General features: G+C 72.0%; 16 protein-coding genes and 3 pseudogenes. 4 read left to right on the top strand and 15 right to left on the bottom strand.

Features of this window, described 5'->3' with window-relative positions; translation table 11 throughout:
- Positions 1 to 30: 30 nt before the first annotated feature.
- On the bottom strand, positions 31 to 1740 hold the full coding sequence (locus ACZ4FH_RS14890) for a BCCT family transporter (RefSeq protein WP_467304922.1): 1710 nt from the start codon (positions 1738 to 1740) through the stop codon (positions 31 to 33).
- A 161-nt stretch (positions 1741 to 1901) separates the two neighbouring features.
- Positions 1902 to 3281 carry a M14 family metallopeptidase gene (locus ACZ4FH_RS14885; protein ID WP_467304864.1) on the bottom strand — a complete coding sequence of 460 codons (1380 nt, stop codon included), beginning with the start codon at positions 3279 to 3281 and terminating at the stop codon, positions 1902 to 1904.
- Positions 3282 to 3710: 429 nt separating this feature from the next.
- On the opposite strand from ACZ4FH_RS14885, the gene ACZ4FH_RS14880 reads away from it, so the two are divergent.
- Entirely contained in the window at positions 3711 to 4754 is a 1044-nt protein-coding gene (locus ACZ4FH_RS14880; protein WP_467304862.1) for a LacI family DNA-binding transcriptional regulator, read from the top strand.
- Positions 4755 to 4766: 12 nt separating this feature from the next.
- On the opposite strand, the gene ACZ4FH_RS14875 is transcribed toward ACZ4FH_RS14880, so the two are convergent.
- Entirely contained in the window at positions 4767 to 5645 is an 879-nt protein-coding gene (locus ACZ4FH_RS14875) for an oxygenase MpaB family protein (protein ID WP_467304861.1), read from the bottom strand.
- A 279-nt stretch (positions 5646 to 5924) separates the two neighbouring features.
- On the opposite strand from ACZ4FH_RS14875, the gene ACZ4FH_RS14870 reads away from it, so the two are divergent.
- On the top strand, positions 5925 to 6824 hold the full coding sequence (locus ACZ4FH_RS14870; RefSeq protein ID WP_467304860.1) for an oxygenase MpaB family protein: 900 nt from the start codon (positions 5925 to 5927) through the stop codon (positions 6822 to 6824).
- Here ACZ4FH_RS14870 and ACZ4FH_RS14865 read toward each other — a convergent pair.
- The 4 genes from ACZ4FH_RS14865 to ACZ4FH_RS14850 all read right to left on the bottom strand — a co-directional run bounded on the left by ACZ4FH_RS14865 (position 6814) and on the right by ACZ4FH_RS14850 (position 12170).
- Positions 6814 to 7446 (bottom strand): TetR/AcrR family transcriptional regulator, encoded by a 633-nt coding sequence (locus tag ACZ4FH_RS14865; protein ID WP_467304859.1) that lies wholly within the window; start codon positions 7444 to 7446, stop codon positions 6814 to 6816. The two genes, ACZ4FH_RS14870 and ACZ4FH_RS14865, sit on opposite strands and share 11 nt — an antisense overlap.
- Before the next feature lie 156 nt (positions 7447 to 7602).
- Positions 7603 to 10296 carry a M4 family metallopeptidase gene (locus ACZ4FH_RS14860; protein WP_467304858.1) on the bottom strand — a complete coding sequence of 898 codons (2694 nt, stop codon included), beginning with the start codon at positions 10294 to 10296 and terminating at the stop codon, positions 7603 to 7605.
- A gap of 126 nt (positions 10297 to 10422) precedes the next feature.
- Complete coding sequence (locus tag ACZ4FH_RS14855; protein ID WP_467304857.1) at positions 10423 to 11532, bottom strand: helix-turn-helix transcriptional regulator; 1110 nt, start codon at positions 11530 to 11532, stop codon at positions 10423 to 10425.
- Positions 11533 to 11690: 158 nt separating this feature from the next.
- Entirely contained in the window at positions 11691 to 12170 is a 480-nt protein-coding gene (locus tag ACZ4FH_RS14850; RefSeq protein ID WP_467304855.1) for a macro domain-containing protein, read from the bottom strand.
- A 125-nt stretch (positions 12171 to 12295) separates the two neighbouring features.
- Here ACZ4FH_RS14850 and ACZ4FH_RS14845 point away from each other — a divergent pair, with 125 nt between their 5' ends.
- On the top strand, positions 12296 to 13027 hold the full coding sequence (locus ACZ4FH_RS14845; RefSeq protein WP_385108019.1) for a MerR family transcriptional regulator: 732 nt from the start codon (positions 12296 to 12298) through the stop codon (positions 13025 to 13027).
- 57 nt (positions 13028 to 13084) lie between these two features.
- Here ACZ4FH_RS14845 and ACZ4FH_RS14840 read toward each other — a convergent pair whose 3' ends face one another.
- The 4 genes from ACZ4FH_RS14840 to ACZ4FH_RS14825 are packed head-to-tail and all read right to left on the bottom strand — an operon-like array spanning position 13085 to position 18844.
- Positions 13085 to 15256: a 3-hydroxyacyl-CoA dehydrogenase NAD-binding domain-containing protein gene (locus ACZ4FH_RS14840; RefSeq protein WP_467304853.1), complete on the bottom strand. Its 2172-nt coding sequence runs from the start codon at positions 15254 to 15256 to the stop codon at positions 13085 to 13087.
- A 31-nt stretch (positions 15257 to 15287) separates the two neighbouring features.
- The gene (locus ACZ4FH_RS14835) at positions 15288 to 16502 is read right to left on the bottom strand and encodes an acetyl-CoA C-acetyltransferase (protein ID WP_467304852.1); all 1215 of its coding nucleotides are present in this window, start codon (positions 16500 to 16502) and stop codon (positions 15288 to 15290) included.
- A gap of 39 nt (positions 16503 to 16541) precedes the next feature.
- A complete protein-coding gene (locus ACZ4FH_RS14830) occupies positions 16542 to 17684 on the bottom strand; it encodes an acyl-CoA dehydrogenase family protein (protein WP_467304850.1) in 1143 nt (380 codons plus the stop codon).
- The gene (locus ACZ4FH_RS14825) at positions 17684 to 18844 is read right to left on the bottom strand and encodes a CaiB/BaiF CoA transferase family protein (protein ID WP_467304849.1); all 1161 of its coding nucleotides are present in this window, start codon (positions 18842 to 18844) and stop codon (positions 17684 to 17686) included. Before ACZ4FH_RS14825 ends, ACZ4FH_RS14830 begins: the two co-directional genes overlap by 1 nt.
- 304 nt (positions 18845 to 19148) lie before the next feature.
- On the opposite strand from ACZ4FH_RS14825, the gene ACZ4FH_RS14820 reads away from it, so the two are divergent.
- The gene (locus ACZ4FH_RS14820) at positions 19149 to 20339 is read left to right on the top strand and encodes a saccharopine dehydrogenase family protein (protein WP_467304847.1); all 1191 of its coding nucleotides are present in this window, start codon (positions 19149 to 19151) and stop codon (positions 20337 to 20339) included.
- Positions 20340 to 20358: 19 nt separating this feature from the next.
- Here ACZ4FH_RS14820 and mmpA read toward each other — a convergent pair whose 3' ends face one another.
- The 4 genes and pseudogenes from mmpA to ACZ4FH_RS14800 form a co-directional block, all read right to left on the bottom strand.
- Positions 20359 to 20502 carry a morphogenic membrane protein MmpA gene (gene mmpA / locus ACZ4FH_RS14815; protein ID WP_467304846.1) on the bottom strand — a complete coding sequence of 48 codons (144 nt, stop codon included), beginning with the start codon at positions 20500 to 20502 and terminating at the stop codon, positions 20359 to 20361.
- Between the two features lie 150 nt (positions 20503 to 20652).
- Positions 20653 to 21789, bottom strand: a pseudogene (locus ACZ4FH_RS14810) (3-keto-alpha-glucoside-1,2-lyase-like domain-containing protein); the annotation flags it as partial.
- 6 nt (positions 21790 to 21795) lie between these two features.
- A pseudogene (locus ACZ4FH_RS14805) lies at positions 21796 to 24144 on the bottom strand (ThuA domain-containing protein); the annotation flags it as partial.
- A gap of 12 nt (positions 24145 to 24156) precedes the next feature.
- A pseudogene (locus ACZ4FH_RS14800) lies at positions 24157 to 24588 on the bottom strand (ThuA domain-containing protein); the annotation flags it as partial.
- Between the last annotated feature and the right edge of the window lie 250 nt (positions 24589 to 24838).

Below are 24838 nucleotides of genomic sequence, written 5' to 3'. Positions count from 1 at the left end.
CGCGCGGGCGGCCCGGGGCCACCGTCCGGATCAGGCGGGGCCCGGCCCTCCGCGCCGGCCGTCGCGTTCGGTGGTGATCTCGCTGCCGCCGGGGCCGATGCGGATCTCGAAGTCGCCGTCGTACTTGGTGTGCCCCTCGATCACCGCGGACTCGACGGCCTCCACGCCGAACTCCCGGCGCACGATCAGCGGGTCCCTGCGCAGGTCCCGCATCAGGGCCACGCACATGCCGATCATCACCAGGGTGAACGGCGCCGCGACCAGGATGGTCAGGTTCTGGAGTCCGGCGAGGGCGTCGCCCTTGCCGTTGCCGATGAGCAGCATGACCGCCGCCACCGCGCCCGTGACGACGCCCCAGAAGACGATGACCCACTTGGCGGGTTCGAGGATGCCCTTCTGCGAGAGGGTGCCCATGACGATGGAGGCGGCGTCGGCGCCGGAGACGAAGAAGATGCCGACGAGGACCATCACCAGGATGCTCATCACGGTGGGGATCGGGAACTCCCGCAGCACGCCGAAGAGCTGGGCCTCCGGGGTGTCCGCGTCACCGAGGCTGCCGCGTTCGCGCAGTTTGATCGCGGTGCCTCCGAAGATGGCGAACCAGACGAGGCTGACGGTGCTCGGCACCAGGATGACCCCGCCGATGAACTGGCGGATGGTGCGGCCGCGGCTGATGCGGGCGATGAACATGCCGACGAAGGGCGTCCAGGAGATCCACCAGGCCCAGTAGAAGACGGTCCAGCTGCCGAGCCAGGTGGCGACCTCGCCCTTGCCGGTGGCCTCGGTGCGCCCGGCGAGCTGCGGGAGGTCGCCGAAGTACGCGGCGATGGAGGTGGGCAGCAGATCGAGCACGATCACGGTGGGGCCGGCGACGAACACGAAGACGGCGAGGATCAGGGCGAGCACCATGTTGGTGTTGGACAGCCACTGGATGCCCTTCTCCACCCCGGAGACCGCGGAGGCGACGAAGCAGGCGGTGAGCACCGCGATGATCAGGACGAGGAGTCCCGTGCCGGTCTTCTCCATCCAGTCCAGCTCGTGGAAGCCGCTGCCGATCTGGAGGGCGCCCAGCCCCAGCGAGGCCGCCGAGCCGAAGAGGGTGGCGAAGATCGCGAGGATGTCGATCAGCCGTCCGACGCCGCCGTGGGCGTGGCGGGCGCCGATGAGGGGTTCGAAGACCGCGCTGATCGTCTGCCGCCTGCGGCGCCGGAAGGTGCTGTACGCGATGGCGAGGCCGACGACCGCGTAGATCGCCCAGGGGTGGAGCGTCCAGTGGAAGAGGGTGGTGGCCATCGCCGTCTGCATGGCCTCGGCGGCGTCGGCGGGGTGGGTGCCGGGCGGCGGGTCGGTGAAGTGGGCCAGTGGCTCGCTGACGCCGTAGAACATCAGGCCGATGCCCATGCCGGCGCTGAACATCATGGCGACCCAGGAGACCGTGCGGAACTCCGGTTCCTCGCCCTCCTGGCCGAGCGCGATGTTGCCGTACCGGCTGATCGCCAGCCAGAGGGCGAAGACCACGAAGCCGGACGCGGCCAGCATGAAGGCCCAACCGCCGTTGTGGATCAGGCTGTTGAGCATGCGGCTGGAGACGTCCTCCAGCGAGTCGGTGGCGGTGGCGCCCCAGACGACGAAGGCGAGGGTGAGGACGGCGGTGACGCCGAACACCACCCGGTCCGTCGTGGGCCTGCGGTCCCCGGAGGGCTCGCCGGGCAGATCCGCCGTCACCGAGAGGTCGCCCAGGACGTCCGCCCGCCGGGAATCCGCTTCCTGCTCGTCCGCTGCCCGGTCGTCCGTTCCTTCGTCGCCCGTTCTCTGTTCGTCCTGCGACACGCACGGCACCTTTCGGGAGAAATGTTTCGCTCTCCGTAGGCAGTACCACACGGACGGTGGCGCGTCGGGGATCAACAAGCCGTATCGGCTTGTCCGTTTACGAGGTGATATGCGGCCCATGGGTCGAGGAGCAGGGGAACGAGGTTGCGGGCGGGCTGGCGCAGGGGGACGTACACCCCGTCGCCGTCCGCACGGGACGTGACACCGTGCAGGGCCAGTTCGTCGTGGACCCGGGCGTACGCCGCGGCGGTGAGCCGGTAGCCGCAGGGCGGGGCGGCCGGCACGTCGTCGGTGCGGGGTGCCCGGTCGTCCGCTCCCCCGAGGTACAGCGGCCCCCGGTCCCCGCCGCCCGCCGCGCGGGACCGCGCGGTGACGGCGGCGAGGCCGGCCCGCTCGCGGTCGGCCGCGTCGAACAGGGCCTCGATCGCCGTGCGTTGGGAGGACACCCGGCGGCGCTGGGCGAGCGCGGGACGGGCGCGCTCGGTCGCGTCGACCGGGTCGGCGCGGGACTCGACGAGCACCGCGACGGCGTGCTTGACCCCCGCGAGGTTGCGCAGGATGCGCTCCTGGCCGTCGCCCGCCGTCTGTTTGATCCGGGCGCCGGTGACGGGGTCGTTCCACTCGCCGTACAGCCCGACGGTGTAGCCGGCCTCCCGCATCGCCGGCCGCAGCCCGCTCTCCACCAGCCGCTCGGCGGCCCCGCGCACCCCGTCGGCGGCGGGCGTGCGCGGCCACAGGACGGTGAGGTCCTTCTCGTAGTACGGAGGTGTCGCCGCGTACTCGTGCAGATCGGCGACCACCTGGGGCGCCCGGTCCCTCAGCACGGCGGCCAGGGCGCGGGCCTCGGGGGTCCGCAGGGCCAGATGGTCGCGGTTGACGTCCTCGCCGTCGGCGTTGCCCCGGGTCCCGGCCGCGAAGCCGTCGGGGTTGGCGGTGGGCAGGACGAGGATCCGGGTGCGGTCGAGCAGGGCGCGGGTCGCGGGGTCGGTGGCGTAGGCCAGATCCCTGATCACCGTCAGACAGGCCTCGCGGGCGGCGGGTTCGTCGCCGTGCTGGCTGCACACCAGCAGCACGGTCAGCGCGCCGGGGCGCGCGCCGCCGATCGTGACGAGGCGCAGCGGCCGCCCCCGCGGTGTCGTGCCGACGCGGTCCACGGAGACCCGGTCGCCGTGGCGGTCCACGGCGGCGAGCAGGGCGCTCTCCTCGTCGGGGCTCGTCCAGCGTTCCCCCTCGGTGACCTCGAACCCGGTGCGCGGCGGGGTGTCCGCCGCGCCGGACGGGGCGACGACCAGGGAAGTGAGGAGGGCGGCGGCCACGGCGGTCAGGGCGAGGTTGCGCACGCGCCGGCCGGGGCGGGTCCGGGTGCGCTTCGTCGGTCCCCCGGCGCTGGTGCCGGGCGTCGGGGCGCTGACGGGGAACTCGAAACAGGCCCTGTCCCCGGCTGTCGGCATGGCGGGACGGTACCCCGGGCGCGGGCCTCGCGACAGGCCCGTGCAACAGCGGGCGCGGTTCGGTGCGCCCGCCCCCGCGGCGACGGCCGATCATGACCGGGGTCACGGCCCCGATCGGGAGGAAAGAGCCCAGGGCCTGTCCGACACGCCCGGCAGACGGGAATGGCCGGACAGGGCCCAGGTTCTGTCGTCACACTGCCGTCGTCGCCCGAAGGACGGCCCTGCGGGGTCAGGTGCGTGCTCTCGGTGTGCCGGGTGCGGGTCCTCGTACTGGACGTACTCGGGCCTGTGCCCGGTGCGGCGAGAGCGCGTGCATGGCCCCGCGGGGCAGGCGGCAGTGTGACGAAAGGGCCTAGGCTGGGGAGGTTCCGCGCTGACCGGCCGGGCCCGGCCGTCCTCCGCACCGTCCCGCGCCCCGAGGAGCGTCCTGTGTCCGGTCCGAGCCCCGCCGTCCCGGACGGCACCCGCCCGACCCTGGAGGCGGTGGCGGCCCTCGCCGATGTCTCCCGGGCGACCGCCTCGCGGGTGGTGAACGGCGGGGCGGGCGTGCGGCAGCCGCTCGTGGAGCGCGTCCGCAAGGCGGTCGAGGAGCTGGGCTACATACCGAACCACGCCGCCCGCACCCTGGTGACCCGGCGCAACGGGGCCGTCGCGGTGATCATCGACGAGCCCGAGGCCCGGATCTTCTCCGATCCCTTCTTCTCCCAGCACATCCGGGGCATCAGCCGCGAACTCGCGCTGAACGACACCCAGTTGGTGCTGTTACTCGTGGAGGACCGGGGCGACTTCGAGCGGGTCACCCGCTATCTGGCCGGCGGCCACGTCGACGGGGTGCTGGCCTTCTCGCTGCACACCGGGGACGAACTGCCCGCCGTGGTGCGCCGGTTCCGGGTGCCGACCGTGTACGGCGGGCGGCCCGGCCGGCCGGGGGCCGGTTCCGCGCTCGCGGTGCCCTATGTGGACTGCGACAACCGCGCCGGGGCGCGGGAGGCGGTGCGTCATCTCGTCTCGCTCGGCCGCCGCACGGTCGCGCACATCGCCGGACCGCGCGACCAGACCTCCGCGCTGGACCGGATCGACGGCTACACGGACGTCCTGCCGGATGCCGGTCCCGCCCTGATCGAGGAGGGCGACTTCACCGAGGAGGGCGGCGCCCGCGCGATGGCCCGGCTGCTGGAGCGGGTCCCGGAGCTGGACGCGGTCTTCGCGGCCAACGACCTGATGGCGGCGGGCGCGCTGCGGGTGCTGCGCGCCCACGGCCGCCGGGTGCCGCAGGACGTGGCGCTCGTCGGCTTCGACGATCTGGAGTCGGTCGCCGAGGCGACGGACCCACCGCTGACGACGGTCCGTCAGGACGTGGTCGGCATGGGCCGGCTGATGGTCCGGCTGCTGATGGAACGGCTGGACGGCGGCGGCTCGCGGGACGAGGCGGTGATCATGCCGACCCGGCTGGTCCGCCGCGCCTCGGCGTAGTACGGGGCTCGATCACCCGGCACCGGCCCGGCGCCGCGCGGCCCGGTGGGCGGCCCTGGCGCGGCGTGCCCGGGGCAGATAGCGCAGCCGTTCCGGCAGGACGGGCACCACGACGCGCAGCACGGCGCAGAAGCGGCGGAGCCGGCGCTCCTGCGCGTCCGTCCACTCCAGGCCGATGGCGGTACGCGCGTCCGGCGGCATCAGCCCGACGGTGAGGAAGGCGCGGAACCGGGCCAGCGGCGGGAGCAGCAGCGGCCAGCACGCCCGCAGCAGCAGCCGGAGCGGGCCCCGGTCCGGAGGCGGCACAGGGGTGCGGGTGGCCACGAGTTCGTCCACGACGACGGTGCGTTCGATCTCCTCGGCGAGCATCCGGTGGTAGTAGGGCCAGAACTCCTCGATGGTCTGCGGCATGTCCCGGTCGTGGATGCCGAGGACGCGGCCGACCTGGAGCCATTCCCGGTACAGGGCGCGTTCCTGGGCCGCGTCGAGGGGGCGCAGGAGGTAGCGGGCGCCGTGCCGGTAGACGGGGTAGCCGGTGGCGTGCACCCAGGCGTAGTTGGCGGGTGACAGGGCGTGGTAGGGGCGGCCCCGGGTGTCGGTTCCGTTGACGGTGCGGTGCAGCTGACGGAGCCTGCGCCCCTCCTCGGCGGCCTCGGCCCCGCCGTACACCCAGAGCTGGAGCGAGCCGAGGGAGCGTTCGCCGCGCCCCCACGGGTCGGTGCGGAAGACCGAGTGCTCGTCGACTCCGGCGCCGACGGCGGGGTGGGCGACCTGGAGGGTGAGGGCGGCGGGCAGCATCAGCAGGGCCCGGACGTCTCCGGACAGGCTCCACAGCACCCCGCCCGGCGGTGGCGGTGCGGGATCGGCCTCCGGGACCGGTCGGCTGGTCATGCGGTGCTCCCGACGCTCGGCGGGCGGCACGGTCCGGCGCCCTGCCCCCGCGCAATCCAGTATGCGAGCCGGTGCGGCCGGCCGCCCACCGGGGCCCGGCGCGCGACCCGGGGGTCCGGGGCCGTCGGCGGTGTTGACGGGACTCCTGAAACAAGTCGATAGTATTTGTATCTTTGACTCTGCGTTCTGACGGTTCCTCATCCCGCCGCATCAGCGGGTGAGTTGACCGGTCGGACGGGGCCGCACCGCTGAACCGGTACACGGACAGGAGGGCGCACCATGGGCCGCTACAGCCGGCTGCACCAGATCCGCCGGATGGATCCGTCGCGCGACTACGCCGAGATCCTCCGGCTGATCTCCCAGTACGAGTTCCCCTGGGACTACCGGCAGGGGGTGAGCGTCGCCTTCCTGCGGGACTACGGGGTCCCCCGGATCTCGGTACTCCTGGACCGCACCCAGGAGTTCGAGCGGGCCGGGCAGAAGCGCTACGACGACACGGTGCTGCTCGGCTACGAGATGGCCGCCGACGGCTTCGACTCGGAGCGCGGACGGGCGGCGGCCCGTCATCTCAACCGGATCCACGGGAAGTACTCCATCCCCAACGAGGACTTCCGGTACGTCCTGGCGACGACGGTGGTGGGCCCCAAGCGCTGGATCGACCGGTTCGGCTGGCGCCCGCTGTGCGCGCAGGAGGTGCAGGCACTGGTGGAGGCGGGCCGCAGGACGGGGGCCGTGATGGGCATCGAGGACGTGCCCGACAGCTATGCGGGGTTCGAGGAGCTGCTGGAGGCGTACGAGGCGCGGATGTTCGCCTACGACCCGGCCAACCGGCGGGTCGCCAACGCCACCTTCCGGGTCATCGCCGCCTGGTACCCGCGTCCGCTGCGGCCGCTGATCGCCAGGTTCTCGCTGGCGCTGCTGGACGAGCCGCTGCTCGCCGCGCTGGGGTTCCGGCCGCAGCCCCGGTGGGCCCGGAACTCGGCCGAGGCGGCGCTGCGGCTGCGGGCGCGGTGCGTGCGCCGGCTGCCGGCCCGGCCGCGCCGCTTCCCGTCCCGGCCGCAGCCGCGTTCGTACCCCTTCGGCTGGCGGCTCGACGACCTCGGGCCGCACTGGGCCCGCAACCGCCCGCTGGAACCGCTGCCCGACGAACGCGACGGCGCCGGGACGTCTACCCGGTAGCGAGCAGCGGCACCAGGCAGCGGCGGGCGAACTCCCGTACCTGGGTGTCGTCGTCGAGCTCGAAGCAGCTGACGGGGTTGAGGAGGAAGGAGACGGTGATCCGCACCATCAGTTCGGCGACCGGTGTCGGGTCACCGCTGGGCAGCCCCTCCGCCCGGCGCGCCTCGCCCAGCCGTTCGGCCAGGTAGGAGCGGATGGCGAGGAAGGCGGGGCCGCTCTCCACCGTGAGGAACGGCAGCATGGTCTCGGGCTCCAGCCGCAGCAGCCCGCCGATGAGGGGGTGTTCGCGGATGTGCCGCAGCACCGCGGTGAACCCCTCGACGAGCCGGTCCTCCGTGGTCGGCAGCGCCGCCACCGCCTCGTCGACCTCCATGACGAACCGGCGGTACTCGCGCAGCAGGCAGGCCGAGACCAGTCCGTCCTTGTTGCCGACCCTGCGGTACACGGTCACGCGCGAGACCTTGGCGCGCCGGGCGACGTCGTCCACCGTGGAGCGGCGCAGTCCGAAGGTCATGAACTGCTCGCGGGCGGCGTCGAGGATCTGCTCGCTCAGCGCGTCGGCGGGTTCGGGCGCGCGCAGCGCGAGGGCCAGCGGTGACTCGTCGGTGCTCCGTGCCGTCATGGCCCTCCCCGATCCGCGGCGTGGACCCCCACTGTAGGTGCCGTCCGGCCGGGGTTCGATACGGAGTGACAGGAAGCGTATGTCTGTCACGCACGGGCGGGGCGCCCACCGGAGGTTCGGTGGGCGCCCCGTCACGGGTGCGGTGCCGGGCGGGGACTACTCCTCGCAGGTTCCGGCGAAGGTCGCGCGGGTCACCACATCGGTGGCCGCGGCGCTCGTGTCGAGCCAGGCGATGCGCTGGCCGTCACCGAGGGACGGGGCCAGCTGGGCGCCGGAGGAGCAGGAGACCCGGCTGAACGCGTTGACTCCGGCGACGACGTCGGCGGTCTCGGCGACGCGCACCTTGCCGGGCTCGGTCCAGGCGCCGAGGGCGCCCCACAGGTCGTAGGTGGAGTACGCGAAGTACTCGTCGCTGACCGAGAACTGGGCGACGTAGACGTTCGACGGGTAGCGCAGCTTGGCCGCCTTGGAGAGGTCGCCGAGCGGGGCCGAGGTGAACGCCGTGCTCGGGATCAGGAAGCCGCCGGTCTCCCGCCAGAACACCCGGTCCGAGGTGATCTGGATGTCGGAGACGTAGTCGAAGAGGAAGCCCGTGATCCGCTTGGTCTGGGTGGTGCCGGACGCGATGTCGTACGCGTACACATAGGTGCCGTCGCCGCCGGCCCAGGCGATCGTGCCGTGCTTCATGGCGAGCCGGGAGGCCTTGGTGCCGGGCTCCGGGGTGACGTTGACCGTGGTGCCGTCGGCCTTGCGGAGCATCACGTCCTGCTCGCCGTCGGCGGTGGTGCTGATGTAGGCGAGCGCGCCGTTGTCGGTCACCGGCTCGGTCTCGTCCGCGTCCGGGCGGTCGACGAGCTTCTTGATCGCGCCCTGGCCCTTGGCGCCGGCCCGGTAGATGCCGATGCCGTCGGCCGCGATGCGGGTGAAGACGATGCGGTCGTCGTCGAGCGACGGGTCGAGCAGATAGGCGTTCCGCTGGGCCAGTTCGTGCGTGGGCTTCTTGCCGAAGCGGCCCACGGTGATGCCGAAGGCGGCGCTTCCCTGGTCCCAGGCGATGGCGTCGCCGTGGCTGATGGCGTAGACGTCGCCGTTGATCTGCGCGGCCTGCTCGTCGACGCCGCTGTAGACCTCGTAGGCGGGCAGGACGTCCGCGCCGATGGTGGTGCCGTCGTGGGTGCCGCCCTTCTGCTCCCAGCCCCGCTCGATGCCGTGGTCGTCGAAGGCCTTGGCGATGACGGCGAGGTCGGCGGCGGAGACCTTGAGGGACTTGGCGGCCAGCGTCACCGCGTTGCGCATGTCGGTGAAGCCGGACAGCGGGGTGAGGTAGTTCTGCGCGGACCGGTAGACGATCTGGTCGGCGAGCTTGGGGTCGAGGTTCTTGCGCATGTCCCACAGCGCGCCGCCGACGATGGTGGAGTTGTAGTGCACCCCGCCGTTGTCGATGTCGAGCGTGATGGGCTGGTAGTCCTTCTGGGCGTTGCGGCCGTCGTTCAGGTCGCGCAGCGCGCACTCCTCCAGCGGCTTGGTGCCGTTGCAGAGGTACTCGCCGATGAGACCGGAGGTGGGGTCGCTCATGGCGATGCCCTTGTCGGCGGTCTCCATGGCGTTGCCGAAGTAGTCGGAGATGGCCTCGTTGAGGGCGCCCGACTGGTTGAGGTAGACGAGGCCGGCGGAGTGCTCGGTCACGCCGTGCGTCATCTCGTGGCCGACGACGTCCAGGCCGACGGAGAGCGGGACACCGTCCATGTGGCCGTAGACCATCTTGGAGCCGTCCCAGAAGGCGTTGGCGTAGTCCTTGCCGTTGGAGGCGACGTTGACGACGGAGTAGATGGTGCCGCCCTTGCCGTCGACGCCGTCGCGGCCGATCTGGTCCTTGTAGTACTCGTAGACCTTCGCGGCGTTCAGGTGCGCGTCGACCGCGCCCGAGGCGGTGTTGACGCCGTCGAAGCGGTCGCTCGCCGAGGTGGCGAGGGGGATGTCGTCGGTGACCGGGCCGCCCGCGACGAGGGTGTAGTTCTTCCGCAGCGCGTCGTAGGTGCGTATCTGTCCCCCGGTCGTCGGGTACATGGCACGCGTGGAGTCGACGAGGGTGTACGAGCCGTCCGTCTCCTTGTTGACGTCCAGCGCGGCCTCGCTGCCGTCGACCCGCACGCCGGTGGCGCGGGCGGGCGAGGCATCGGCGGCGTCGATGTTGTTGTAGGAGAGCGCGATGCCGCCCACCGCCGCGTCGACGTACACCTCCTGGCGGAGCGGGCTGCCGTTCGCCCTGCCGCCGGTGACGGTGAAGTGCCAGGCGAGCCGCCCGCCGTTCGCGTCGGGCAGGACGGACAGGCCGTGCGCCTCGGTCCGGGCGTCGCGCACCCCGGCCAGGTTCCGGTCAAGGCCGAACATCCGCTGCCGTGCGAGGGCTTCGCCGACCTGGGGCGTGGTGGAGACGGTGAGGTCGGTGTAGAGGGTTCCGGTGGCGGAGGTGACCTGCTGGCCGCCGTCGGCCGAGCGGGTCTGCACCGCGTACTCGGCACCGAAGACGGGGACGCCGTGGTGCTTCTGCTGGAAGCGGACCGAGGACTGCGCGCCGTCCTTGGTGGTCTTCACGGCCTTCAGGTCGGAGACCGGGACGCGGTAGGTGTCCGCGTGGGCCTTCAGATGGGCCCGCGCGGCCTCGGCCGGGGTGCCGGGCCGGGGGGCCTTGTCCAGGCCCTGGGTCATCGCCGGGGCGACACCCACCGGTTCGGCCGCCGATGCCGGAACCGGCTCCTCCGCCCAGGCCGGCGCGGTCAGCAGCGCCGCCCCCGTCGCGGCGGCGACCACACCGGTGGCCAGCATCCGCTGCACATTCGTTCGTCTCACAGAGACCTCCCCTTGCACACCGTCGCCCGAGCCGTTGGGGCGGCTCGGGCGTTGACGTGCCGATCGTTCGTCATGGAAGGCGGTGTGAACAAGGGATGGCGCTGGCGCGAAAGTGCCGTGGCGTAATTACGCCTCCGGGGCCGGTCCCGGAACCGGTCCGGTGTCCCCGAGATCGGGCAGCCAGCCGGCCCTCGCCGCGTGCCAGCCCAGCTGGAAGCGGGTCTCGGCACCGACCTCGTCCATCAGCGCGTGCAGTCGGCGCTGCACCGTGCGGTGGCCCATGCCCAGTTGACGGGCGATGGCGGCGTCGGTGAGCCCGACGTGCAGCAGGGCCACGATCTGCCGGTCGACGGCCGCGAGCGGGGAGCCGGAGCCCTCCTGCCCGCCGGTCAGACTCAGCCGCCAGCCCTTCTCGAAGTGCTCCTCGAAGAGCGAGACCAGGGCGGTGAGCAGCCCGGTCCGGTGCACGACGAGCGCCACGGGTTCGGTCTCGCGCTCCGGGTCCAGGGGCAGGAGGGCGACCCGGCGGTCCACGATGGCGAGCTTGATGGGAAGGCGGTCGGTGACGGAGATGTGCTGGCCCTGGGCGACGCAGGAGGCGAGCAGGCTCGCGGTCTGCGGGTCCTCCAGCCATTCGCGTTCGACAACACTGCGGACGCTCACTCCGCGCCCGATCATCTCGGCGTCCACCTCCTCGTGGTTGTCCTCGAAGCTGAGGACGGCGGGGACGTGGCGGGCCGGGACGAGCGTGCACAGTTCGGTCCGGGCCTGGCGCTGCATGGTGAGCAGCCGCCGCCGGATCGCCGCCGGTCCGGACAGCACCTCGACCGGGGCGCCCGCCCCGTACAGCTGGGCGGAGCGGTGCCGTTCGGTGAGGTCGCCGACGAGGGACTCGACGCGGTGCAGGGCCGAGCGCCGCGATTCCAGGAGCGGCCCCAGGGCGAGCACGGGCGAGGCGGCCCGGTAGCGCACGACGCCGTCCGCGTCGGGCCGGTCGGCGCTGGCCAGGCCCCGTTCGAGCAGCGCGTCCAGGGCGCGGGTGACCGTGCCGATCCCGCCCACCGGCCCGGTGAGCGCCTCCGGTTCGCAGTCCGGGCGGTCCACGAGGAGCCGGTAGACCGTGTCCTCGTCGGGTCCCAGGCCGAGCAGCGTCAGCAGCGACGCGTCCTCGGCGCCGGGCGGCGCCCCCTCCCCCGGTCCACCGGTCGTCCCGCCCTCCGCGTCGGCCTCCGTCACCGGACCTCCCCTCGTCACCCACCCCCGTGGACGGCGGTCAGCGTATCGGGAGGGACGGCGGCGGACCGGGGCGGGCGGTCCGGCGGGGGAACCGTTCGCGCTCGCACACGGGCTGCGTGCGGGCGCGGCTCGCTCAGCCCTCCGTCCGGGCGGCTCGCTCAGCCCTCGAAGTCGTACACCGTCACCGGCAGCCCCCGGGCCGTCAGCCGCCGCTCGATCAGGGGCTCGACCCGGGACCAGGTGCCCCCGGCGAGCCCGCAGCCGATCCGGGGCATGTGCACCGAGGCGCCCAGCTCCGCCGCGCGCTCGGCCACCGTGGCGAGCGCGGTGTCGATCGCCTCGTAGCGCACCGGAACGCCCTTGCTCCCCCGGCGCATCCCGCGCTGCCCCACCGCGTTGGCCACCCATATGTAGGGGGTCACCTGCACGAACTGCACCGCGCCGAGGCCGAAGTCGTTGCCGGCGCGCTCCCGGTGCCACCGCCGGTAGGCCGCCTCGGGGCCCGGCCAGCGGCGCGAGAGGGCCAGGACGAAGCCCTTGCCCCAGCCCCCGAGGTCGTTGCAGACATGGACGATCACCTTGACGCCCTTGCCGTGCGGCGCGGTCGCGTCACCCTGTACGTACTGGATCTCCGGCATGGATCCAGGCTAGGCGGGGGCACTGACAGTGGGCGGGGCGCCGACAGGGGCCGGGCCTGCGGCGGACCTCTTTCACATCGTTGGTGAGACAGCAATACTGTTGCACCGAGACCCGAGGAGCAGATATGGCGACCGGAGCCGAGGAGCCCACGCTGACCGTCGACGAGCTGGCGGCCCGTGCCGGGGTGACCGTGCGCACGGTGCGTTTCTACAGCACCCGGGGGCTGCTGCCGCCGCCCGTCATCGGGCCGCGCCGGGTGGGGCACTACGGGCAGGCGCATCTGTCCCGGCTGGCGCTCATCGAGGAGCTCCAGCACCAGGGGATGACGCTCGCCGCGATCGAACGCTATCTGGAGCAGCTGCCGCCCGATCTGAGCGCCCATGATCTGGCGATCCACCGGGCCCTGGTGGCCTCGTGGGCACCGGACTCGGCGGAGGACGCCACCCGGGCCGATCTGGAGCGGCGCGCGGGACGGCCGCTGGACCGCGGGGACATCGACCGGCTGGCCGCGATGGGGGTGCTGGAGCGGTCCGATCCGGCGGACGGGGTGTACCGGCTGGATCCGGGGCTGCTCCGGCTGGGGGTGGAGCTGCTGGACGTGCCGATCGCGCACGAGACGATCCTCGCGGCCCGGACCGTGCTGCTGGAGCACACCCGCTCGGTCGCGCACGAGCTGTCGCGGCTGTTCCGGGACGAGGTGTGGAACCCGTACCGGGAGCGGGAGTCGGATCCGGAGCATGTGAAGGCGATGCGGTCGCTGTCCGGGCATATGCAGCCGATCGTGCTGCAGGCGCTGGTGACCGCGTTCCAGCGCTCCTTCAGGGAGGAGCTGCGGGCCGCGTTCGCGGCCGAGTGACGGCACGACGGGCCGCCTCCCCCGCGCGGAGCGGGGTGACGGCCCGTCGTGGTGGCGTCAGTCGTGGAAGGTCTCGCCCTTCTCGGCCTTCTCCACGAGCAGCGCGGGCGGCAGGAAGCGGTCGCCGTAGCGCTCGGCGAGTTCCCGGGCGCGGGCGACGAAGCCGGGCAGCCCGCCCTCGTAGCCGTTGATGTACTGGAGCACGCCGCCGGTCCACGGCGGGAAGCCGATGCCCATGATGGAGCCGATGTTGGCGTCGGCGACGGTGATCAGGACGTCCTCCTCCAGGCAGCGGACGCTGTCCAGGGCCTCGGAGAAGAGCATCCGCTCCTGCATGTCGAGGAACGGAATGTCCGTCCCCGGCCGGGTGAAGTGCTCACGCAGGCCGGGCCAGAGGCGGGAGCGCTTCCCGCTCTCGTCGTACTCGTAGAAGCCCGCGCCGCCGCTGCGGCCGGGGCGCTCGAACTCGTCGACCATCCGGTCGATCACCGCGTCGGCGGGGTGGCCGGGCCAGGTGCCGCCCGCCTCCTCGACGGCCTTGCGGGTCTCGTTGCGGATCTTGCGGGGCAGGGTGAGGGTCAGCTCGTCCATGAGGGAGAGCACCTTCGCCGGGTAGCCGGCCTGGGCGGCGGCCTGCTCGACGGAGGCGGGCTCGACGCCCTCGCCGACCATGGCGACGCCCTCGTTGATGAACTGCCCGATGACGCGCGAGGTGAAGAAGCCGCGCGAGTCGTTGACGACGATCGGGGTCTTCTTGATCCGGCGGACCAGGTCGAAGGCGCGGGCCAGCGCCGCGTCGCCGGTCTTCTCGCCCTTGATGATCTCGACGAGCGGCATCTTGTCGACCGGCGAGAAGAAGTGCAGCCCGATGAAGTCGGCGGGGCGTTCGACGCCCTCGGCGAGGACGGTGATCGGCAGGGTCGAGGTGTTGGAGCAGAGCAGCGCGTCGGGCTCGATGACGTCCTGGATCTCCTGGAACACCTTGTGCTTGAGGGCGGTGTCCTCGAAGACGGCCTCGATGACCGCGTCGCAGCCCGCGAGGTCGGCCACGTCACCGGTCGGGGTGATGCGGGCCAGCAGCTCGTCGCGCTTGGCCTCGGTCGTACGGCCCCGGGACAGCGCCTTGTCGAGCAGCTTCTCGCTGTACGCCTTGCCCTTGGCGGCGGCCTCGGCGGAGACGTCCTTGAGGACGACCTCGATCCCGGCCCTGGCGCAGGAGTACGCGATGCCGGCGCCCATCATCCCGGCGCCGAGGACGGCGACCTTGCGGACCGGGCGCTCCTCGATGTCCTTGGGGCGGCTGGCGCCGGAGTTGACGGCCTGGAGGTCGAAGAAGAAGGCCTGGATCATGTTCTTGGCGACCTGGCCGGTGACCAGCTCGGTGAAGTACCGGGCCTCGATGGTCAGCGCGGTCTCGAAGTCGACCTGGGAGCCCTCGACGGCCGCCGCGAGGATATTGCGCGGGGCGGGCATCGGGGCGCCGTTGAGCTGCTTCTTCAGGTTGGACGGGAACGCCGGGAGGTTGGCGGCGAACTTGGGGTTCGACGGGGTGCCGCCGGGGATCCGGTAGCCCTTGACGTCCCAGGGCTGCTGGGACTCGGGGTGCTCGTCGATGAAGGCGCGGGCCTTGGCCAGCATCTCCTCCGGCGTGGCGGCCACCTCGTGGACCAGACCGTTCTCCAGGGCGCGCCGCGGGGTGTACTGGGTGCCCTGGAGGAGGACCTTGAGCAGCGCGTCGGCAATGCCCATGAGGCGTACGGTGCGGGTGACACCGCCGCCCGCGGGGAGCAGTCCGAGGGTGACCTCGGGCAGGCCGATGCGGGAGCCGGGGGCGTCGAGGGCGATGCGGTGGTGCGCGGCCAGGGCGATCTCGTAACCGCCGCCGAGGGCCGCGCCGTTGATGGCGGCGACGACCGGCTTGCCCAGGGTCTCGATGCGGCGCAGCGAGTTCTTGATGGCGGTGCCGGTGTCGAAGGCGAGCTGTGCGCTCGAAGGGCCGATCCGGATCATGTCCTTGAGGTCGCCGCCGGCGAAGAAGGTCTTCTTCGCGGAGGTGTAGACGATGCCCCGGATGGAGTCCTTCTCGGCCTCGGCGCGGTCGGCGATCGCCGCGATGGAGTCCTTGAAGGCCTGGTTCATGGTGTTGGCGGACTGGTCGGGATCGTCCAGTACGAGGGTGACGACGCCGGTCTCGTCCTGTTCCCAGCGGATGGTCGTGCTCTCGGTCATGGGTGTGTCTTCTCCGTAGGAAGGGGGACGGTCAGAGACGCTCGACGACGGTGGCGATGCCCATGCCGCCGCCCACGCAGAGGGTGGCGAGGCCGTAGCGCTGGTCGCGGCGCTCCAGTTCGTCGATGAGGGTGCCGAGGATCATCGCGCCGGTGGCGCCCAGGGGGTGGCCGAGCGCGATGGCGCCGCCGTTGACGTTGATCTTGTCGAGGGGCAGGCCCATGTCCCGGGCGAAGCGCAGCACGACACCGGCGAAGGCCTCGTTGATCTCGACGAGGTCGATGTCGTCGATGGTCAGCCCGGCCTTGGCGAGGGCCTTGCGGGTGGCGGGGGCGGGGCCGGTGAGCATGATGGTGGGCTCGGAGCCGGAGACGGCGGCGGAGACGATCCGGGCGCGGGGGGTGAGGCCGTAGCGCTCGCCGGTCTCCTTGTTGCCGATGGCGACGAGGGCGGCGCCGTCCACGATGCCGGAGGAGTTGCCCGCGTGGTGGACGTGGTCGATCTTCTCGACCCAGTGGTACTTCTGGAGCGCCACGGCGTCGAAGCCGCCCATCTCGCCGACGGCGGCGAAGGACGGCTTGAGGGCGGCGAGGGAGTCGGCGGTGGTGCCGGGGCGCATGTGCTCGTCGTGGTCGAGGACGACGAGGCCGTTGCGGTCCTTGACGGGGACGACGGAACGCGCGAAGCGGTTGTACTTCCACGCCTCGGCGGCCCGCTCCTGGGAGAGCGCGGCGTACTCGTCGACGTCGCGGCGCGAGAAGCCCTCGATGGTGGCGATGAGGTCGGCGCCGACGCCCTGCGGGGCGAAGCCGGTCTCGTAGTTGGTCATCGGGTCCATGGCCCAGGCGCCGCCGTCGGAGCCCATCGGCACGCGGGACATCGACTCGACGCCGCCCGCCAGGATCAGGTCCTCCCAGCCCGAACGCACCTTGGCGGCGGCCAGGTTGACTGCCTCCAGGCCCGAGGCACAGAAGCGGTTCTCCTGGACGCCGGCGACGGTGTCCGGCAGACCGGCCGCGATGGCGGCGATCCGGGCGATGTCGGAGCCCTGGTCGCCGAGCGGGCTGACCACGCCGAGGACGATGTCGTCGATCGCGGCGGGGTCGAGGCCGGGGAAGCGGGCGCGGATCTCGTGGATCAGGCCGACGACGAGGTCGATGGGCTTGGTGCCGTGCAGGGCCCCGTTGGCCTTGCCGCGGCCGCGCGGGGTGCGGATCGCGTCGTAGACGTACGCTTCGGTGCTCAAGTCAGCAGCCTTTCGGGGGTGTGGTGCGAAGAGGGTGGGTCAGGCGAGCAGCGAGCGGCCGATGATCTCCTTCATGATCTCGGTCGTGCCGCCGTAGATGGTCTGGATGCGGCCGTCGGTGAACGCCCTGGCCACGGGGTACTCCGCCATGTAGCCGTAGCCGCCGTGGAGCTGGAGGCAGCGGTCGGCGACGCGCTTCTGGAGTTCGGTGGCCCACCACTTCGCCATGGAGGCGTGGACGGCGTCGAGCGTCCCGTCGGAGTGGTCGGCGATGCAGCGGTCGAGGAAGGCCCGGGTGACGGCGCACTCGGTGGCCATCTCGGCGATCTCGAAGCGGATGTGCTGGAGCTTGGAGAGCGGCCGGCCGAAGGCCTCGCGCTCCTTGACGTACGCGGTGGTGATCTCCAGGAGGTGTTCGGCGGCGGCGATGCCGGCGACGGCTATGCCCATCCGCTCCTGGGCGAGGTTGGTCATCAGGTGGATGAAGGCGCCGTCGCGTTCGCCGAGCAGGTTCTCCTTGGGGACGCGGACGTCGTGGAAGAAGAGTTCGGCGGTGTCCTGGGACTTCTGGCCGATCTTGTCGAGGTTGCGGCCGCGCTCGAAGCCCTCGGCGCCGCGTTCGACGACGATCAGCGAGAGGCCCTTGGCACCGCCCTCGGCGGTGGTCTTGGCGACGACGATCACGAGGTCGGCGAGGATGCCGTTGGAGATGAAGGTCTTGGAGCCGTTGAGCAGCCAGTGGTCGCCCCGGTCCTCGGCGGTGGTGCGGATGCCCTGGAGGTCGGAGCCCGCGCCGGGTTCGGTCATGGCGATGGCGGTGATGGTCTCGCCGCTGCAGAAGCCGGGGAGCCAGCGCCGCTTCTGCTCCTCGGTGGCGAGGCCGGTGAGGTAGGGGCCGATGATGTCGTTGTGCAGGCCGAGCGCGAGGCCGGGGGCACCGGCCCGGGTGAACTCCTCGGCCAGGACGGCGCTGTAGCGGAAGTCGGGGTTCCCGCCGCCGCCGTACTCCTCGGGGACGGCGAGGCCGAGCAGCCCCTGCCGGCCGGCGGCGAGCCAGGCCTCGCGCGACACGATCCCGTCCTTCTCCCACTGCTCGTAGTACGGGAGGACCTCCTTGGTGAGGAAGGTGCGGACGGTGGCGCGGAACGCCTCGTGCTCTTCGGTGAAGATCTGCCGCTGCATCAGTCGGTCGTGTCCTTCCGGGTGGTCCGCAGGGCCGGCACGGCCCAGTCGGCGGCGACGGCTTCGGTGTCGGCGCCCGGCAGCGCGGGGCCGCCGCGCACCGCGGCGGGGGTGGCCGAGAAACGGGGCGCGGGCGCGGGCTGGGTGAGCCCGCCGTGCTCGACGAAGGTGGAGCGGGCCGCGAGGTGCGGGTGGTGCGGGGCCTCGCGCAGCGAGAGCACGGGGGCCACGCAGGCGTCGGTGCCCTCGAAGACCTCGGTCCACTCGGCGCGGGTGCGGGTGCGGAACCGGGCGGCGACCACGGCGCGCAGTTCGTCCCAGCGGGCGAGGTCGCCCCGGTCGGGGGCGGTCTCGGCGATGCCGAGGAGGGTGACGAACTCCTCGTAGAACCGCTGCTCCAGCGGGCCGACGGCCATGTGTCCGCCGTCGGAGGTCTCGTAGCTGCCGTAGAAGGGGCAGCCGCCGTCGAGCAGATTGGAGCCGCGCCGGTCCTGCCAGCCGCCGGCCGCGAGCATGCCGTGGATCATCATGGCGAGGTGGGCGGCTCCGTCCACGATCGCCGCGTCCACGACCTGGCCGGTGCCGTCGGGCGTCCGGGCGTGCTGGAGGGCGGCCAGGACGCCGACGACGAGATAGAGGGAGCCTCCGGCGTAGTCGCCGACGAGGTTGGCCGGGACGGTGGGCGGCTCGTCGGGCCGGCCGATCATGGAGAGGGTGCCGGTGAGGGCGATGTAGGCGATGTCGTGCCCGGCGCGGTCGGCGAGCGGCCCGTCCTGGCCCCAGCCGGTCATCCGCCCGTAGACGAGGCGGGGATTGCGGGCCAGACAGGCGTCGGGGCCCACGCCGAGGCGTTCGGCGACTCCGGGCCGGTAGCCCTCGATGAGGATGTCGGCGCGTGCGACGAGGTCCAGCACGGTGGCGGGGCCGTCCGGGTCCTTGAGGTCGACGAGGACGGAGCGCTTGTTGCGGTTGGTGAGGTCCTTGGCCGGGTCGATGCCGATCCCGGCGCCGCCGGGCCGGTCGACGCGCACCACGTCGGCGCCCAGATCGGCCAGGAGCATCGCGGCGAACGGGCCGGGCCCGATGCCCGCCAGCTCGACCACGCGTACTCCGGCCAGGGGGCCGCGCGGGCCGTCCGGGCCGTTCCCTGTCGTTGCCATCGAGCCCCCAGCGGTGTGACACAACCGATGTAACATCGATGATGCTAAGAACGCGCCGGGCTCCGCACAACCCCCCGGACCGAGCAAGCGCTTAGGTCGTTCCCGGAAACGTCCGTCGTACGCCCGGAGGCCCCGGTCCGGGAGTCCCTCCCGCGCTCCGGGCGGACGGCACTCCTTTCGGAACACGCCGGCTACCTCTTTCGCCGGATCCTGCCCCATGAGCCCTCCCCGGGCGCCCAACGCCACGGCCGCCTCGGCTACCCTCTGCGTGCGACCTTGGCGCCGGCCCCCTGCGGAGGCACTGATGAACAGGCAGAACGGGGCGGAACGCCCCTACGACGTAGTCCTCTTCGGCGCCACCGGCTTCGTGGGCGAGCTCACGGCCGAGTATCTGGCGGCGCACGCTCCCCAGGGGTGCCGCTGGGCGCTCGCCGGACGCAACCGCGCCAAGCTGGAGCAGTTGCGCAACCGGCTGACCGACACCGATCCGCGCTGCGCGGACCTCCCGCTGCTGCACGCGGACGCGGACGACGAGGACGCCCTGCGCGAGCTGGCCGAGTCCACCCATGTGGTCGCCACGACCGTCGGGCCGTACGTCTGGTACGGCAGGAAACTGGTCGCGGCCTGCGCCGAGGCCGGTACGGACTACACGGACCTCTCCGGTGAGACGGAGTTCGCCGACGAGGTCTTCCTGGAGCACGACACCCGCGCCCGCGAGACCGGGGCCCGCATCCTGCACGCCTGCGGTTTCGACTCCGTCCCGCACGACCTGGGCGCGTACTTCACGGTCGGGCAGCTCCCCGAGGGCGTTCCGCTGACGATCGACGGCTTCGTCCGCTCCAACGCCGCGTTCTCCGGCGGCACCTTCGCCTCCACGCTCAGCATCATGAGCCGGCAGCCGCAGACGCTGCGCGCCGCCCGGGAGCGCCGGCTGCACGAGCCGCGTCTGGTCGCCCGCCGGGTCCGCGCCCCGCTGGGCGGCCCCCGCTTCAGCACCGAGACCGGCACCTGGGCGCTCCCGCTGCCGACGATCGACGCGCAGATCGTGGAGCGCTCGGCCCGCGCGCTCCCCCGGTACGGCCCCGACTTCCGCTACCGGCACTACGCCTCGGTCAAGCACCTCCCGGTGGCGCTCGGCGGCACGCTCGCCATGGGCCTGCTGCTCGGTGCGGCGCAGGTGCCGGCCGTGCGCGACCGGCTGATGGACTTCTACGAGCCGGGCGACGGACCGGACGCGGAGCGTCGGGAGCGCAGCTGGTTCACGGTCCGCTTCGTGGGCGAGGGCGGTGGGCGCCGGGTCTTCACCGAGGTGTCGGGCGGCGACCCGGGCTACGGGGAGACGGCGAAGATGCTGGCCGAGTCGGCGCTGTGTCTGGCGCTGGACGATCTGCCGGAGACCGCGGGCCAGGTCACTCCGGCGGTGGCGATGGGCGACGCGCTGCTCGACCGGCTGCGCGGGGCGGGGATCCGCTTCCGGGTGGCGGCGGTCCGCTGAGCCGTCGGGCGCGGGGGGCTCAGAGGATCCAGGACGCCAGGGTGTAGAGCATGGCACCGGCCCAGACGAGCCCCGCCGCCCCGCCGAGCAGGACGCCGAGGGCGACCCGGCGCGGGGCGGGCGGCGAGGGGACGGTTCGGCCGGATGTGCGGTGTGCGTTCATGTGTCCAGACTGCCGAGCATGATCGCCGGGCGCCATCCGTACGGATACTCAGGAGGTGCCCGTCCCGTGACGGGGACGGGCGGCCGGGGACGCGCGGACGGGGGCCGCGGCTCGTGACCGCGGCCCCCGCCTCCGTGCCGTGGCGCCGTGCTACAGGTCCCGCACCCTGATGTTGCGGAACTCGGCGAGGTCGTTGTTGCTGTGGTTCTGCAGTCCGATGTATCCGCTGAGGAACTGGCGCAGGTCGGTGGGCGGGTCACCCGCCCGGGACGAGGCCTTGCCCGGTGTGTTGTCGAACTCGTTGATCACCACACCGTTGCGGATGATCGTGTAGTGCTGGCCGACCGCGCGGATCTCGTAGTCGTTCCACTGGCCCTTCGGGGTCACCCGCGCCTGGTCCAGGCCCACGGGCTTGAAGTTGTAGACCGAACCGGTCTTCTGGGCCTCGCCCGTGGCTCCGTCGTAGATCTGGATCTCCTGTCCGCAGTAGACGGCGAGCCACTCCTGGGCGGTGCGGGCCGAGCCGACCGTTCCGCAGCTGCCCTCGGGCCGGTCGGCCAGCGGGGTCCGCGGATCGGGGAATCTGATGAAGACCCCGGTGTTGGCGTTGGCGGTGCCGGGCGCCACATCACGGAACTGGAGTCTCACGGAGAAGTCCCCGAGCGGCCTCTCGGCGTACCAGAGCATCCCCATCCCGCCGGAGGTGCGCAGGGTGCCGTCGGGCTGGAGGGAGAACTTCCCCGGGCCCGCCTGCCGCCAGTCGGCCAGGGTGCCCGCCGTCCCGTCGAAGAGCGGACGGTATCCGGGGACCTTGCCGATCTTGCTCCGCGCGGCGGCCTTGCGGATCGCCGATGCCTGCTTGTCGCCCAGCACGTACTGCCTGCGGAGCTCGTTGATCACGCTCTCGACGTGCCGGACGAACGCCCCGTGGTTGGGCCAGGACGCCTCGTCGTCGATCAGGTCGTTGACGGTGCAGCCGCCCCGGGAGACGCGGTTGGCCACACCCGTGTCGGTGTCGAGCAGCCGGACGGTCTTGCGGGCGTCCGGAGCGGCGCAGCCGGTCCGCGCGTCGATCGTCGCGGTCGCCTTCTCGCCGTCGGCGTAGGTGACCGTCAGCTTCGCGTGGTACGTGCCGTAGCCGGCGTAGGTGTGCGTCGGTGCGGCCTCGTGCGAGGGGGCGCTGCCGTCGCCGAAGTCCCACGTCCAGGCGACACCGCCGACGCGGGTGTCCGAGAACGCCACCGTCCTCGGCTTGCTCTGCTTCACCACGCGTGCCCCGGCGGCCTGCGGGTTCGGGGTGGCGGGACCGCCGTTGTAGCTGATGCGGATGAGCTTCTGGTTGGGGTGCAGGCTGAAGAAGCCGCCCGCGTAGTCGAGCATGTAGAGCGCGCCGTCGGGACCGAACTTGGCGTCCATCCAGCTCTGCAGCTGGGTGGCGCCGCCGCCGGGCGCGATGATGGAGCGCAGGTCCTCGCCGAAGGCGGGCGCGCCGGCGTCCTTGACGCGGTCCGGGTCCACCGTCACCGCGACGCGGTTGTTGGCGTTGGACTCGTCACCGATGAACCACTTGTCCTCCCAGTACGCCGGCCAGGCGACGCCGCTGCCGGTGTCCACCTGGGAGCGGTGGTAGGTCGGACCGGACATCACGGCCTGGCCGCCGCCCTTGAGGTACGGCTCGGTGTAGGTCGCCTCGCTCTCCACGTACGACGGGAGTCCGCTGCCGTCGGAGCGCTCGGGGTAGACCGGGCCGCCGCCCTGGGGCGAGTACCAGATCATGTTGTCGCGGGCCGGCGGGATGTCCGTCAGACCGGTGTTGCGGGGCGACTCGTTCTTGAGGTGGTCGCAGTCGTACCAGCCGGTGAGCTGCTTGGCGTCGGTGTTGCTGCGGTCGCGGTACGGCTGCTTGTTGCCCATGCAGTAGGGCCAGCCCTGGTTGCCCGCGGAGGTGATGACGGTGGCCGTCTCGTACTTGGCCGGGCCCAGCTCCGGGTCGGGCGCGCCCGCGTCCGGGCCGACCCAGCCGGCGGTGAGCCAGTTGTGCTCCGGGTCGATGGCGAGCCGGGCGATGTTGCGGACGCCCATGACGTAGATCTCGGGACGGGTCTTGTCCGTGCCCGGCGGGAAGAGGTTGCCCTTGGGGATGGTGTAGGTGCCGTCCGGCTCGGGGTGGATCCGCAGGATCTTCCCGTTCAGGTTGTTCGTGTTGCCGGAGGTGCGGCGGGCGTCCTGGAAGGAGACGCCCTTGTAGTCCTCGGTCCAGTTGTTCCCGGAGTAGCCGCCGGAGCCGCCCGAGGAGTTGTTGTCACCGGAGCCGATGTAGAGGTTGCCGTCCTTGTCGAAGGCCATGCCGCCGCCCGCGTGGCAGCAGCTGTGGATCTGGGTGTCCCAGTGCAGCAGGTCCTTGCGCGTGCCCTGGTCGATGGAGTCGGAGGCGAAGTCGTAGGTGAGCCGGGAGACCGTGCGCTGGCCGATCCGCTTGTCGCGGTCGATCGAGTCGTGCGGCATCCAGAAGATGTACATCCACCCGTTCTTCTCGAACGCCGGGTCGAGGGTGATGCCGATGAGGCCTTCCTCGTTCTTGACGAGTTCGTCGCCGCTGCCCCGGTTGCCCATCACGTCGAGCGTGGTGAGCAGTTTGACCTTCTTGGTCTTGGGGTCCCACTGGTGGATGGTGCCGCAGCCGAGGCCGACCTTGGGGTCGTTCCAGTCGACGATCGCGCCGGAGGGGCAGGCGGCCTTGCCGATGTAGAAGGCCTTGCCGTCGGGGGCCATGGTCAGTCCGTGCGGCTCACCGATCTGGTCGAGCTGCCCGGCCTGGTTCTGCGCGGTCAGCCGCTCGGTGGTGTAGTTGGACGCGATGGTCGCCTGGCAGTCGCCGCGCACCATGCCGGTGGTCCACTCGATGGCGCCGAGCAGATGGCTCCGGAACTTCGCGTCGTCGGTGTAGCTCTCCTCCGTACGGCCCATGCCGGTGTAGAAGGAGCGGCCGCCCTCGTAGTCGCGGCACCACGAGACCGGGTGGAAGGCGCCGTTGGCGCTGAGACCGGGCTTGTAGGTGTGCTCCTCGACCTGTGCGATCGTGTGGACCTTGCCGATGGGGTTGGGGTCCCAGTTGATCCACTGGTCGGAGCGGGTCCAGTTGAGGGGCAGCCCCTTGTTGGCCGGGTGCTGGCGGTCCGTCACGTCGACGACGGCCTTCTGGACCTTGGAGTCCTGCGGCGGTGTCGGGTCGGCGGTGAAGAGCCGCAGCTCGGCGAGCTGGATCAGTGGTTCACCGCTGTTGGCGGTGATCTCCAGCCGGTAGTTCTGGTACGCGTCCTTGTTGGTGAACTGGAACTGCCGCGTCTGGCCGCGCGAGGTGAAGGTCTCGCCGCTCCGGGTGTCCAGCGTCTTCCAGGTCTTGCCGTCCTCCGAGCCCTGGAGCTTCCAGTCCTTGGGGTCGCGCCCCACGTAGTCGTCGCCGGAGGTCAATGCGTAGTTGACGACCGTGACGGGCTTGTCCAGCTTCGCGGTGACCCAGCCGGTCGAGTCGAACGTCAGCCACTTGGTGGTGTTCTTCCCGTCGAACAGCTTGTCCTTCGACTCGTTCGGCGGATTGTCCCCGCTGGCATCGCTCTCGACGACCTTCTCGGCATCGGGCAGCCCCAGGGCCGGGCGGCTGCCGATCAGCCCGGTGAACCAGGAGGAGTCCGGCTGGGCCCGTGCCGCGTCGTGCACGCCGACGAAGCCGCCGCCGCCGCTGATGTACGCCTTGAACGCGGCCTCCTGCTCGGCGCTGAGCGTCACACCGTCGGCCGAGAGGAACACCACCGCCCGGTACGGAGCGAGGTAGGCGGCGCTGAACACGTGCGGGTCCTCGGTCTCCACGACCTTGAACCCGTTCTGGTCACCGAGTTTCCCGATCGCCGCCACGGCCTTCTTGACCGGGTCGTCCTGCTCGGCGGCGGGACCGTGGAAGACCAGGACGCTCACCGGGGCCTTGGCGGCGGCGCTCTGCTTCCCTCCGGCGGCATCGGCCGGCTGCTTCGGGGCGGATGCGGCCGGCAGCGTCGACAGCCCGAGGGCCAGCGCGGCACTGGACACCATGACGACCGCGCGGCGCCAGGGGCGGGCGCGCCCGGAGACACGCCCGCCGTACGCGGGCGGGGCTCCGCTCCGCCTCGACCCTGTGAAGCGGTCTCTCTTGCCCATGCTTACTCCTTGACTCGATCCGGAACCGGAAGAGCGTTCAGGGATGGGCTGCCGCCGGGCCCCGACCGGTGCGTGCAGCGGGCGGGACGGCGTTCGGCAGGCGTTCACGATGCCCGGGAGGACGGATGCCGGAGCGGGAGGCGCG

The sequence above is a fragment of the Streptomyces sp. NPDC024555 genome (genome assembly GCF_055559335.1).
Note: the sequence above shows the minus strand (reverse complement) of the source record. Positions and strands in the feature narration are given on the sequence as shown.

Bases quoted from the DNA above. Each gene is read 5' to 3' on its own strand.
- ACZ4FH_RS14865 (WP_467304859.1), bottom strand. From the start codon at position 7,446: ATGACGGCACGGAGCACCGACGAGTCACCGCTGGCCCTCGCGCTGCGC.
- ACZ4FH_RS14820 (WP_467304847.1), top strand. From the start codon at position 19,149: ATGAACAGGCAGAACGGGGCGGAACGCCCCTACGACGTAGTCCTCTTC.
- ACZ4FH_RS14870 (WP_467304860.1), top strand. From the start codon at position 5,925: ATGGGCCGCTACAGCCGGCTGCACCAGATCCGCCGGATGGATCCGTCG.
- mmpA (WP_467304846.1), bottom strand. From the start codon at position 20,502: ATGAACGCACACCGCACATCCGGCCGAACCGTCCCCTCGCCGCCCGCC.
- ACZ4FH_RS14850 (WP_467304855.1), bottom strand. From the start codon at position 12,170: ATGCCGGAGATCCAGTACGTACAGGGTGACGCGACCGCGCCGCACGGC.
- ACZ4FH_RS14830 (WP_467304850.1), bottom strand. From the start codon at position 17,684: ATGCAGCGGCAGATCTTCACCGAAGAGCACGAGGCGTTCCGCGCCACC.
- ACZ4FH_RS14825 (WP_467304849.1), bottom strand. From the start codon at position 18,844: ATGGCAACGACAGGGAACGGCCCGGACGGCCCGCGCGGCCCCCTGGCC.
- ACZ4FH_RS14875 (WP_467304861.1), bottom strand. From the start codon at position 5,645: ATGACCAGCCGACCGGTCCCGGAGGCCGATCCCGCACCGCCACCGCCG.
- ACZ4FH_RS14840 (WP_467304853.1), bottom strand. From the start codon at position 15,256: ATGACCGAGAGCACGACCATCCGCTGGGAACAGGACGAGACCGGCGTC.
- ACZ4FH_RS14885 (WP_467304864.1), bottom strand. From the start codon at position 3,281: ATGCCGACAGCCGGGGACAGGGCCTGTTTCGAGTTCCCCGTCAGCGCC.
- ACZ4FH_RS14845 (WP_385108019.1), top strand. From the start codon at position 12,296: ATGGCGACCGGAGCCGAGGAGCCCACGCTGACCGTCGACGAGCTGGCG.